The organism is Pseudomonas sp. Sample_11, assembly GCF_004307505.1.
In the GTDB taxonomy this organism is placed as follows: Bacteria; Pseudomonadota; Gammaproteobacteria; order Pseudomonadales; family Pseudomonadaceae; genus Aquipseudomonas; species Aquipseudomonas atacamensis.
In genome coordinates, this window is the sequence record NZ_RCOD01000096.1 from 253,857 (window position 1) to 265,524 (window position 11,668).

Here is an 11,668-nt window from a genome sequence, read left to right on the forward strand (position 1 = left end):
CAGCGATAGCGGTGGGTCAGGCAATACAGCTCCAACAAGGCTCGGAGTTGCACCTCCCCCACCTGTCGAAATTAATTCCAGCCATCGGTGAATTATTTCGTGTCCGCATGTATCTGAGCCAGAAGAGCCGGCGCCATCATGGAGATGGCATCGCAGCGGTAATCTGGATCAGCGAGCGGGAACAGCGCAATGAAATCACGCAAGAACACCGTCAAACCGATCGGTTTGAAAGACATCACCATTGTCGACGACGCCAAGATGCGCAAGGCGATCACCGCCGCCGCGCTGGGCAACGCCATGGAATGGTTCGACTTTGGCGTCTACGGCTTTGTCGCCTATGTGCTCGGCAAGGTCTTCTTCCCCGGCGCCGATCCCGGCGTGCAAATGATCGCCGCGCTGGCGACCTTCTCCGTGCCGTTCCTCATCCGTCCGCTTGGCGGTTTGTTCTTCGGTGCGCTCGGCGATAAATACGGACGACAGAAAGTCCTCGCCGCGACCATCGTCATCATGTCCCTGAGCACCTTTGCCATCGGCCTGATTCCGTCCTATGCCTCGATCGGCATCTGGGCGCCGATCCTGCTGTTGCTGGCGAAAATGGCTCAGGGTTTCTCGGTCGGTGGCGAGTACACCGGTGCCTCGATCTTCGTCGCTGAATATGCCCCGGACCGCAAACGCGGCTTTCTCGGCAGTTGGTTGGATTTCGGCTCGATCGCCGGGTTCGTCTTCGGCGCGGGCGTGGTGGTGCTGATCTCGACGATTCTCGGTGAACAGCGCTTCGAAGAATGGGGCTGGCGGATTCCGTTCTTCCTCGCCCTGCCGCTGGGCATGATCGGCCTGTATCTGCGCCACGCCCTGGAAGAAACCCCGGCGTTCCAGCAACACGTGGAAAAACTCGAACAAGGCGACCGCGAAGGCCTCGCCGGTGGCCCCAAGGTGTCGTTCAAGGAAGTCGCAACCAAACACTGGCGCAGCCTGATGACCTGCATCGGCGTGGTGGCGGCGACCAACGTCACCTATTACATGCTGCTCACCTACATGCCGAGTTACCTGACGCACAACCTGCACTACAGCGAAAACCACGGTGTGCTGATCATCATCGCGATCATGGTCGGCATGCTCTTCGTGCAGCCGCTGATCGGTTTCATCAGCGACAAGATCGGCCGCAAGCCCTTCATCGTCGTCGGCAGCATTGGCCTGTTCATCTTCGCCATTCCGGCGTTCATGCTGATCAACAGCGGCAGCATCGGCCTGATCTTCTCCGGCCTGCTGATCCTCGCGGTGCTGCTGAACTTCTTCATCGGCGTGATGGCCTCGACCCTGCCGGCGATGTTCCCCACGCACATCCGCTACAGCGCGCTGGCCAGTGCCTTCAACGTCTCGGTGCTGATCGCCGGTCTGACCCCGACTGCCGTGGCCTGGCTGGTGGAAAGCACCAACGATCTGTACATGCCTGCGTATTACCTGATGGTCATCGCCGTGGTCGGTCTGGTCACTGGCGTGACCATGAAGGAAACCGCCAACAAGCCGCTGCGCGGCGCGGCCCCGGCGGCTTCCGACCTCGAAGAGGCCAAGGAGCTGTTGCAGGAACACCACGACAACATCGAGCAGAAAATCGAAGACATCGATGCCGAAATCGCCGCGCTGGAAGCCAAGCGCAAGGAACTGGCGCTCCAGCATCCGCGCATCGATTGATCAGTGCGGCGTCGGCAATCGGTCCGACGCCGCGCCGAGCTTGAGCTAGCCTTGAAACCGGATCGCATGCCATTCAAGGAGTTCACATGTTCAAGCTGATGAAAAGTTCGGTCGCTGGCGGATTGCTCTTCGCCAGCCTCCAGGCCGAAGCCGGCGGCATCATGATTTACGAGGCCGGCCACGAAGGCACCGGGCTGGCCAACGCCGGCTCTGCGGTCATGGCCAGCGACCCGAGCATTCTGATGACCAACCCGGCGGGCATCAGCCAACTGGCCGGCACGCAGATCAACTTCAACGCGCAGTTGATCCTCGGCGACGTCAGTTTCTCCCGCGACAACGCCAATACCTTCGGCGGCAACGAAGGTGGCAACGCCTTGAAGTACCTGCCAGGCTCCAGCTTCTTCATCAGCCATCAACTCGATGAGCGCTCCTCGATCGGCTTCGGCATGTACGGCAATTTCGGTCTGGCGCTGGACTACGACGATGACTGGGCCGGGCGCTATTTCGCTCAGGAGTCGGCCATTATCGGTGTGTCGTTCCAGCCCACCTATGCCTACAAGATCACCGACGACCTGTCCGTCGGCCTCGGCCCACGCTTCATGCTCGGCTACTTCCGCACCGAAGTAGCGGTCAACAATAACGTGCTCGGTCTGGGCAACGCCGAGGATGGTCAGTTGCGTTACAAGGACACCGACTGGGGCACGGGCGCCAACGTCGGCGTGCTCTACAACCTCAACGAGCGCACAAAGCTCGGGCTGGCCTGGACCAGCAAGATCAAGCTCAAATTCGAAGACAAACCCGAGCTGAAGAAAATCACCAATCCGCTGCTGCGTCTGGCGCTCAACCGTCTCGACGCCGATCAGCTGAACGTCGACATGAACGTGCCGCAGACCGTCACCACCAGTGTGTCCTACCAGCTCGATCCGCAGTGGACGCTGCTCGGCAGCCTCGGCTGGCAGGACTGGAGCGATTTCGGCAAGGTCGGCGTGGAAGTCGATACCGACCTGGGCTCGACTGCCAGAACGGCGCAGCGGCAATACAAGGACACCTGGCATGCCTCGATCGGCGCGCAGCACCAGATCAACCCGAAACTGCGCTGGAACGTCGGCCTCGGTTACGACTCCTCGGCAGTGGACGACAAGGATCGCACCGTCGACAACCCGATGAACGAAGCGTGGCGCCTGGCGACCGGGGTCAGCTATGCATTGCAGGACGATGTCGACGTGCACATGAGCTACACGCTGATCTACCTCGGCGACATGGACGTGCAACAGACCAAAGCGCGCTCCGGCGGCTCGGTCTCCGGCGAATACAAAAACGCCGCCCTGCATGTGCTGGGCGGCGGCGTGGTCTGGCGTTTCTAGGGATCACTCATCCTTCGGTGCCTGCGCCGGTGCGGTGAACCACTGCTCCGGCGGCACGCGTTTTTCCTGCTGCGGATCGCCCAGGTAATGCGGCGACATGATCTGCACGCCGTATTCATTGAACACGTCCTGAATATTGGCGTGGAGCATGCTCAGCAACACCGCACGCGGGCGCGGCTGGCTGGGGATGGCCTGGGCCACCAGGCGATACTCGGGATAGAAGTCCGACAGCGCGGTCTGGAACACCTGCGCCGGCGGGTCTTCGAGCACGCCCGGCGTGCGTTTGGCCGCCTCCAGCAACATCGCTTCGACCTGGCGCCATGGCGTGTCGTAGCCGATGGTCACCACCGTGTCGACCACGTAGCCCGGACCTTGCACGGTACGCGAGTAGTTCTTGGTCACGGTGCCGGTGATCATCGAGTTGGGCAGCGTCAGCACTTCACCGAGGCCGGTGCGAATCCGCGTGGTGAACATGCCCAGCTCGGTGACGGTGCCTTCGTACTCGCCGATCCTGACAAACTCGCCGGGGCGCAAAGTCCGCGTGTAGGTCAGGATCAATCCGGCCGCCGCTTGCCCAACGACGCTGGTGGCGCCAAGGGAAATCATCAGGCCGATCAGCACCGACAAGCCTTTGAACGCATCGGTCCCGGCGCCCGGCAGATAGGGATAAGCCATCGCCAGCGCAAACAGCCAGACTGCCAGTGCGGTCAGGCGTTGCGTCGGTTGCAGGGTTTCATGGTTGAGCCAACTGAACGTCCCCGGCGCGGCCATCCGGCGCAGGATGCGTCGGGTAAATGCGGTCACGCCCCGGGCGATAAAGAAAATCGCCAGCGCCACGCCCAGCCCCGGTATCGCATCGACGATGCCCTGCAACAGATAACCGGCCAGTTCCACCAGATAGTTGTTGAGGCTTTCGCCCCACGGCCGCGTATACGGGAAGCGTGACAGGACAAAACCGAGCCATTCGTAGGACAGCAGCAGGATCAGCAACCAACGCAGGAACAACAGACAGCGGCTGACCAACGGGTAGAGAAAATTCGAATCGATCAGTTGCACCCGCCCGACCTTCAGCGCCTTGGTGTGGCGATCCATCAGCGCCGGCAGTTTCGCCAACAGCTTGTGGCGCAGCCATGACAGGCACCACAGCAGCGCCAGATAGATCAGCGTGGCCACCGCCGCCAGCGCCAGCGAACGCACAATCATCTGCACGTTACGCGCCTCACGGGTCTCGTTGACCACCTGGCGCAGTTTTTCCGCTGCGCCCTCGGCGGCTTCCTGCACCGAGGAATAGGCCAGGCTGTCGACGTCTTTCGGTGCAACGATGAACGCTCGGGTATTGCCGATCAGCACCATGTAACTGTTCTGGATCGAATCAGTGCTGATTTTCAGCTCAGGGTCTTCCTCCAACGCTTCACTGATCACCCGCTTCGCCCGCTTGACCCGTGAGGCCGGCGCCTCGCCAAGAATGGTTGCGCGAAACAGCATGATGCTGCGGTTGGCCACTTTCAGTTCTACCGCTTCGTCCGTTGCTGTCGTGGTGTCTTCCAGTGCCTGGCCGAGCCCGGACCACAGTGTTGCAGCCAGCAGCATCGCCAGCACCATCAGCCTGTTACGCATGCGCCGTTCCTTATGGCTGATTGTCGTGAGAGGTTTCGTCCAGCACTTCGCTGACGTCGGCCGGTTGATAGACCCAGCCGATGAACAATTCATAACCGACCGCCAGGATCACCGGCCCGGTGAACAGGCCGATGATGCCGCTGGTGACCATGCCGCCCAGCGCGCCGATCAGCACCACCGGCATCGGCACGGCCACGCCACGGCCGAGCAACATCGGTTTGAGCACGTTGTCGGAAAGCCCGGCGATCACCATCCACACGGCGAAAATGATCGTGCCGGGGCCGACGCCATCATGGGCAAAGACGAACACCACCACCGGCACGGTAACCAACAGCACCGGCAGTTGCATGATGCCCAGCAGCAACACCATCAACGCCAGCACACCGGCAGCGGGCACGCCCATGATCACCAGCGCCACGCCGATCAAGATCATCTGGATAAAAGCGATACCGACCACGCCCTGCGCCACCGCGCGAATGGTCGAGGTGCACAGTTGCGCGATCTGCGGGCCACGCACCGGGCCGGAAATTCGCGTGGTGATCGCCACCGCCGTGCGATGGCCGCGTTCGCCGTGGGTCATGATCAGTCCGGCGACGATCAGCGCCACGACAAATACCACGATGCCTGCGCCGACGCCGGCGGCCTGATGCAACAGCACCCGGCCCCAACTGGTCAGGTGCGGCGCCAGTTCCTTGAACACCCAGCTCAGGTCCTGCGAAGCGTGCATCCAGATGCCATACAACGGCGCACCGATCAGCGGCCAGTCGGCGACATTGGCGGGCGGCGGCGGAATCTCGAACTGCCCCGCTTCCACGGTCTGCATGCCCACCTTCACCGAATCGGCCACGGATGCGCCGAGCAGACTCAGCGGCACCATCAGGATCACCAGCCCCAGCAAAACCAGCACAATCGCCGCCCAACCGTAGCGGTTGCCGAGTTTTGCGCCGAGTTTCTGGTTCAGCGGATACAGCGTGACCGCGAGGATCAGCGCCCACAGCATCACATTGAGAAACGGATGGAAAATGTCGTAGCAGAACAGCACCAGGGTCGCGATCAACCCGGCGCGGATCAGTACGTCGAGCAAGGCTTTGGAACTGTTGAAGGCAATCAGCGGCTTATCTTCCATGGCAACATTCCTGAGCGGTGCAGCATTCGGGATGCGCTGAGCCTAGAACATGTTGGGCTGGTCTTCCTGTGGGGCGCGGCATTTGTGTCTGAACGCATTTTATTGATTCACACAGAACCTGTGGGAGCTGGCTTGCCAGCGATAGCGGCGGGTCAGCCGCCACACAGTTGCACTTGCAACCCCTCACTGCAGGAAACGGAAACATGGTGTTAAATAGGCGCCAGTCCCGACCTTGTCGCTTCAAGCCGTGCCACGAGAACCGCTATGAAAACCCCTGCCCAGAACATCCACGCTCAACAGGTGACCCGATGATCGAAGTCACCGAAGTCTCCATCGCCCAACTGCGCGCCGCCCTCGAATCCGGCCAGACCACTGCCGTGGAACTGGTGCAAGCCTATCTGGCGCGCATTGATGCCTACGACGGCGCCGACACCCCGACGGCACTCAACGCCGTCGTCGTGCGCAACCCCGAAGCACTGAACGAAGCCCGCGCCTCCGACGCCCGCCGTGCCAACGGTGAAACCCTCGGCCCGCTCGATGGCATCCCCTACACCGCCAAGGACAGCTATCTGGTCAAGGGCCTGACCGCCGCTTCCGGCAGTCCGGCGTTTGCCGATCTGGTCGCCCATCGCGACGCCTTCACCATCGAGCGCCTGCGCGCTGCCGGGGCGATCTGCCTGGGCAAGACCAACATGCCGCCGATGGCCAATGGCGGCATGCAGCGCGGCGTCTATGGCCGCGCTGAAAGCCCGTACAACGCCGCTTACCTCACTGCGCCGTTCGCCTCCGGCTCGTCCAACGGCGCCGGCACCGCGACCGCTGCGAGTTTCGCCGCGTTCGGCCTGGCAGAGGAAACGTGGTCGAGCGGTCGCGGCCCTGCGTCGAACAACGGCCTGTGCGCCTACACCCCGTCGCGCGGCGTAATTTCGGTGCGCGGCAACTGGCCGTTGACCCCGACCATGGACGTCGTCGTGCCGTTCGCACGGACCATGGCCGACCTGCTCGAAGTGCTCGACGTGGTCGTCGCCGAAGACCCGGACACCCGTGGCGACCTCTGGCGCTTGCAACCGTGGGTGCCGATCCCGCGCGTCAGCGAAGTGCGCCCGGCTGCGTACAGTGAACTGGCCGCCGACGCCAAAGCCCTGGCCGGCAAACGCTTTGCCATCCCGCGCATGTACATCAATGCCGACCCGGACGCCGGCACCAGCGAAGCCCCCGGCATTGGCGGCCCGACCGGCCAGCGCATCAACACCCGCGCGTCCGTGATCGATTTGTGGAAACAGGCGCGTCAGGCCTTGGAAGCCGCTGGCGCTGAAGTCGTCGAAACCGACTTTCCGCTAGTCTCCAACTGCGAAGGCGACCGCCCTGGCGCACCAACCGTGTTCACCCGTGGGCTGGTGTCGAAAGAATTCCTCCACCATGAACTGTGGGATCTGACTGCCTGGGCGTTCGACGACTTCCTGCAAGCCAACGGCGACCCGAAGCTTAATCGTCTGGTTAACGTCGACGGGCCGAAGATCTTCCCGCACGACCCCGGCACCCTGCCCAACCGCGAAGGCGATCTGGCCGCCGGCATGGACGAATACGTGCGCATGGCCGAGCGCGGCATCACGCCGTGGAATGAAATCCCAACCGTGCCTGATGGCTTGCGCGGTCTGGAGCAGACCCGACGCATCGACCTCGAAGACTGGATGGACAGCCTCGGCCTCGACGCCGTGCTGTTCCCGACCGTCGCCGACGTCGGCCCGGCGGATGCGGATGTCAATCCTGCTTCGGCCGACATCGCCTGGAGCAACGGCGTCTGGGTGGCCAACGGCAACCTCGCGATCCGCCACCTCGGCGTCCCGACCGTCACCGTGCCCATGGGTGTGATGGCCGACATCGGCATGCCCGTCGGCCTGACCTTCGCCGGCCGCGCCTACGACGACTCGAACCTGCTGCGCTTCGCCGCCGCTTTCGAATCCACCGGCAGCAAACGCCAGATCCCACCGCGTACACCGCCGCTGGCTTGATGCACTGTGTCAGCTCCCACAAACCCTGTGGGAGCTGACTTGCCAGCGATGGCGGCCTGACAGCCGCCACATTTCCACCTGACTATCCCATAGGGTTTGGTGTAAGGGCTGCCAACTCAGCACACCGGCCCAATCCTTTCCAGGCCAATCCGCCGATCATCAGCGCCATCCTGATTACCACCGGCACTGACCATGATCAACCGCGCCCCCTCCCGCCTCACTCTGCTCGCCATGCTCTGCGGTCTGACCGGCACCGCCCATGCCAGCGGCTTTTTCGACGACGCCAAAAGCGATGTCCTGCTGCGCAACTTCTACCTGAGCAACGACTACCGCTCGCCCACGCCCTCCGGAAAAAACTACAAACAGGAATGGGCACAAGGCTTTATCGGCAACTTCTCATCCGGTTTCACCGAGGGCACAGTCGGTTTCGGCATCGACGCGCACGCTTTCGCCGGCCTTAAACTCGACGGCGGCAAGGGCCATTCCGGCACCGGTCTGTTACCGGTCGACAGCGATGGTCGCAGTGAAAACAACTATTCCAGCGCTGGCGGTGCGTTCAAGCTGAAGGTCTCGCGCACCACTCTGGCCTTCGGCGAAATGACCGTAGAAACCCCGGTCTTCGACACCTCCGACAAACGCCTGCAACCGGAATACGCCACAGGCTTTTTGCTCAACAGCGCCGAGCTCGACAACGTCAATCTGGTCGCCGGGCATTTCACCGCGTTCAAGAACCAGGACAGCTCCTCCGGCAAAGGCGACTTCTACGGCTACGGCGCCAACACCGAAGCGGGTGGCATCAGCTTCGTCGGTGCCGACCTGTTCAGCTCAAGCCCGATCGGCGGCGCGTTGTATGCCTCGGAACTGAGCGACACCTGGCACCAGTACTACGGCAACCTGCACTTCAAACAGTCCGGCATTCTGCTCGACGCCAGCCTCTACCACACCCGCGACACCGGCCGCGCACTGGCCGGCGAGATCCACAACACCGCCCTCAGCCTCTCCGGCAAATACAGCTTCGGCCCGCACGCGGTGATGCTCGGCTGGCAGCGGATCAATGGCGACACGCCGTTCGATTTCGTCGGCGGCGATTCGATCTACCTCGCCAACTCGATCAAATACGCCGACTTCAACGGCGCCAACGAACGCTCCTGGCAAGCCCGTTACGACTTCGATCTCGGCGCCTTCGGCATCCCCGGCCTGAACTTCATGACCCGCTACGTCAGCGGCAGCCACATCGACGGCACCCACGCGCCGAAGGGCGGCGCCTACAACCCGTTCGAGGCCGACAGCGGCGACTATCAACCGCAACAAGGCAGCGGCGGCAAACACTGGGAACGCGATATCGACCTGAAATATGTCGTGCAATCCGGCACCGCGAAGGATCTGTCGGTGCAGCTGTCGCACGTCACCCACCGCGCCAACGAAGCGCAAGCTGGCGATGATATTGACCGGATTTACGTGGTCATCCAGTACCCGCTGGGTTTGTGAGGTAACACGATCAACCCGCCCACAGGTTCCTGCGTCGGCCACAAACCCTGAGTTTGCTCCCTGAGATCCAAATCAAATGATTTCAGCGTACCGCAGCGCCTACAGCGGCTAGCCAAGTGCCATCACCTCGTTTATTCTGCGCCCCCGCATAAAAAGCCAAGCCAGGAAGGCATTGATTGACCTTCCTGTTTGTAGTCAATCAACGCAAGCAGATTCAGGGATGTACATGTTTCAGCTATTCAAACTCGGAGCGGCCGTCGTGCTCGCCGCGACGCTCAGCGGCTGCATTACCGAAAGCGCTTCCTGGGTCAGCGAACCCTTGCAACCCAAGGCAAGCGAGCCAGTCAGTTATCTCGTTGGCTCAATCGGGCCGCAATCACTCAAGCAATCAGCCGCTGACAACCAGCGAATCTTTTTCCGCAAACGCGGTTCCGAATACGGTGCGGCCGGCGTCTGGAAAATGGCCGGTGCTTACTCCACGCCGCAGGATGTTCAGGACGGTGTCGGCGCAGCGAGCGTATTCGTGCTTCCCCTGAAGCCGGGCGATTACGAGTTCTATGATTTCCAGTTCTTTTCCGCACGTTATCAACCTGGGCTAGGCACTGTTTTCACCTCGAGAGAGGCTCGGGAAAAATTCAACCTGCCGATGCGCCTGGAACCCGGCAAGGCCTATTACATCGGCGAGTTCCGCTCGTTCTGCCTGACCGCCGGTTTCTGCGCGTTCCGCTGGAGTGATCAGAACGCCCGCGATGCGCTGATTGCGCAACGTCTGGCGCCAGGATTGCCAACGCTGCAACCGCTGAAACTCGACCTGAACAGTGCTCAGCCCTACATCTTCACCGGCCCCATTCCGGGCATTGCCGTGGACGCCAAACCATGAAAAAAATCATCGCCCTCACCGCCGCCGCTCTGTTGACCGGTTGCGCGGCGACCAACACCTTGCCCGAGCGCACGCTTACGGACGGTCAAGATTATCTGCAGCCGATTCACGTTATGGTCGATGATCCGGAAAACGGCTCCAGCCTGCGCAACCACCTGCGTCAGACCGGTGTGTTCCGCACTATCGAAACCGGCAGCGGTAAAGCTGACGAGTACAACGTGAATGTCAAACTCAATGTGGAACGACACCTGCCGCCGTTTCCGGTGATTCTGCTGAGCACCGCGACGTTGTTCTTGCTGCCGCTGTCGAACGAATTCGACACGCAAACCGAATTCACCGTGTTCCAGGGTGACAAGCGACTGAAGCAATACACCTATCGCAACATCACTCAAAAATACGTCTGGCTACTGGATCAGGGCGGCGAGATGCGCGAACAGAACCTCGGCCGCATCGCCCGCGCCTTCGCGCAGGATGTGCAGCAGGACCGGCTGATCCCGGCAGTCGCGCAATGAACCGCGCGATGATAAAAGTCGCCGGCCTGCTCTGTGCCTCACTGATGCTGGGCGGCTGCGCCAACACCTTGCAACCGCTCGATTACCATGCCGATCAGGCCTACGTGCCGGTCACGCTCGGCATGGGGCCGGCCTATACGCGCATCGACGAGCAGCATCAGCGCGAAACCGTCAGCGTCCTGAAAAAGACCGGCGCGTTCTCGATGCTCGACGGCGGTTACACCCGCAACGGCTACAGCCTGTTGATCACCGAACCCAGCGACGGCAAGGTCAACTGGCTGGCGCTGGTCAACGTTTTCACCCTGTTCACCTTCCCGATGCCCTACCACTACCAGGACAACCTGCGCGGCTCGGTCTTCAAGGATGGCCAACTGCTCAAAACCTACAACTACTCCCGCGAAGGCTGGAGCGTGATGACGTGGTATGTGCCGATTCCCGGGGTCGAGAACAAACGGCAGATGCTCGACCAGTTGTTGGTGGAAATGGACCGGGACAAGGTGATTCCGTATCAGCCGTGAGGTTGGGTGATGGGGGCTGGTGCGGTGGACTGCGGCGCAATTCTTTGATTTAAACGAAGCTGTTTAAAAGACACCTGCTGATACGGTCTCAAGGCTACAAATCCTTGCGCCGTTGCCTACAGCTACGCCAGAATCCGCCGGCTTGTGCGCCTTGGGGGCGGGTTCTATTGTGGTGCGGTCGCTGACGAATCAGCGATCGGGTTTAGCGATCCGACTCATTACAGACGCACCAATGCCCAGTCTCAATTGCATTTTTCGATCTGCACTTGATGTCATGGTGGCTGTGCGTGGGAGACCTTCGGGTCTACCCGGGGTTTCTGTGACCCGGATCGCTAACCTGCGTACAGCCGCCACCTTTACTTGTTTAGCGATGAGCCGTGGCGGCTAAATCAACCACGGAGTCTCACCATGATCAAACCAACACCCAACCCACCCGAAACCGATCCCACCTCCCCCTAC

General features: G+C 61.5%; 9 protein-coding genes. 7 read left to right on the forward strand and 2 right to left on the reverse strand.

Annotated elements, in window-relative coordinates:
- The first annotated feature begins 189 nt into the window (after positions 1-189).
- Together proP and D8U60_RS25875 are read left to right on the forward strand one after the other, a co-directional pair.
- Positions 190-1,692 (forward strand): glycine betaine/L-proline transporter ProP, encoded by a 1,503-nt coding sequence (proP, locus tag D8U60_RS25870; RefSeq protein WP_024013032.1) that lies wholly within the window; start codon positions 190-192, stop codon positions 1,690-1,692.
- A gap of 98 nt (positions 1,693-1,790) precedes the next feature.
- Positions 1,791-3,056 (forward strand): OmpP1/FadL family transporter, encoded by a 1,266-nt coding sequence (locus D8U60_RS25875; RefSeq protein WP_232245633.1) that lies wholly within the window; start codon positions 1,791-1,793, stop codon positions 3,054-3,056.
- Between the two features lie 3 nt (positions 3,057-3,059).
- Here the strand turns inward: D8U60_RS25875 and D8U60_RS25880 are convergent, their stop codons facing one another.
- Together D8U60_RS25880 and D8U60_RS25885 are read right to left on the reverse strand one after the other, a co-directional pair.
- The gene (locus D8U60_RS25880; RefSeq protein WP_071172514.1) at positions 3,060-4,673 is read right to left on the reverse strand and encodes a mechanosensitive ion channel domain-containing protein; all 1,614 of its coding nucleotides are present in this window, start codon (positions 4,671-4,673) and stop codon (positions 3,060-3,062) included.
- Positions 4,674-4,683: 10 nt separating this feature from the next.
- Complete coding sequence (locus D8U60_RS25885) at positions 4,684-5,799, reverse strand: AI-2E family transporter (RefSeq protein ID WP_016774807.1); 1,116 nt, start codon at positions 5,797-5,799, stop codon at positions 4,684-4,686.
- Positions 5,800-6,107: 308 nt separating this feature from the next.
- On the opposite strand from D8U60_RS25885, the gene D8U60_RS25890 reads away from it, so the two are divergent.
- From D8U60_RS25890 to D8U60_RS25910, 5 genes are all read left to right on the forward strand, one after another.
- Positions 6,108-7,811, forward strand: coding sequence for an amidase (locus D8U60_RS25890; protein ID WP_130901274.1), 1,704 nt, complete (start codon positions 6,108-6,110; stop codon positions 7,809-7,811).
- A gap of 192 nt (positions 7,812-8,003) precedes the next feature.
- The gene (locus D8U60_RS25895) at positions 8,004-9,299 is read left to right on the forward strand and encodes an OprD family porin (RefSeq protein ID WP_130901275.1); all 1,296 of its coding nucleotides are present in this window, start codon (positions 8,004-8,006) and stop codon (positions 9,297-9,299) included.
- Positions 9,300-9,525: 226 nt separating this feature from the next.
- Complete coding sequence (locus tag D8U60_RS25900; RefSeq protein WP_056786867.1) at positions 9,526-10,179, forward strand: hypothetical protein; 654 nt, start codon at positions 9,526-9,528, stop codon at positions 10,177-10,179.
- A complete protein-coding gene (locus D8U60_RS25905; protein WP_130901276.1) occupies positions 10,176-10,691 on the forward strand; it encodes a hypothetical protein in 516 nt (171 codons plus the stop codon). The genes D8U60_RS25900 and D8U60_RS25905 overlap by 4 nt, the downstream gene beginning before the upstream one ends.
- Before the next feature lie 8 nt (positions 10,692-10,699).
- Positions 10,700-11,209: a hypothetical protein gene (locus tag D8U60_RS25910; protein WP_016774812.1), complete on the forward strand. Its 510-nt coding sequence runs from the start codon at positions 10,700-10,702 to the stop codon at positions 11,207-11,209.
- Positions 11,210-11,668 lie beyond the last annotated feature (459 nt).

What these genes read in the sequence shown, in the direction of transcription:
- proP (WP_024013032.1), top strand. Translation starts at nt 190, where the DNA reads ATGAAATCACGCAAGAACACCGTCAAACCGATCGGTTTGAAAGACATC.
- D8U60_RS25875 (WP_232245633.1), top strand. Translation starts at nt 1,791, where the DNA reads ATGAAAAGTTCGGTCGCTGGCGGATTGCTCTTCGCCAGCCTCCAGGCC.
- D8U60_RS25880 (WP_071172514.1), bottom strand. Translation starts at nt 4,673, where the DNA reads ATGCGTAACAGGCTGATGGTGCTGGCGATGCTGCTGGCTGCAACACTG.
- D8U60_RS25885 (WP_016774807.1), bottom strand. Translation starts at nt 5,799, where the DNA reads ATGGAAGATAAGCCGCTGATTGCCTTCAACAGTTCCAAAGCCTTGCTC.
- D8U60_RS25890 (WP_130901274.1), top strand. Translation starts at nt 6,108, where the DNA reads ATGATCGAAGTCACCGAAGTCTCCATCGCCCAACTGCGCGCCGCCCTC.
- D8U60_RS25895 (WP_130901275.1), top strand. Translation starts at nt 8,004, where the DNA reads ATGATCAACCGCGCCCCCTCCCGCCTCACTCTGCTCGCCATGCTCTGC.
- D8U60_RS25900 (WP_056786867.1), top strand. Translation starts at nt 9,526, where the DNA reads ATGTTTCAGCTATTCAAACTCGGAGCGGCCGTCGTGCTCGCCGCGACG.
- D8U60_RS25905 (WP_130901276.1), top strand. Translation starts at nt 10,176, where the DNA reads ATGAAAAAAATCATCGCCCTCACCGCCGCCGCTCTGTTGACCGGTTGC.
- D8U60_RS25910 (WP_016774812.1), top strand. Translation starts at nt 10,700, where the DNA reads ATGATAAAAGTCGCCGGCCTGCTCTGTGCCTCACTGATGCTGGGCGGC.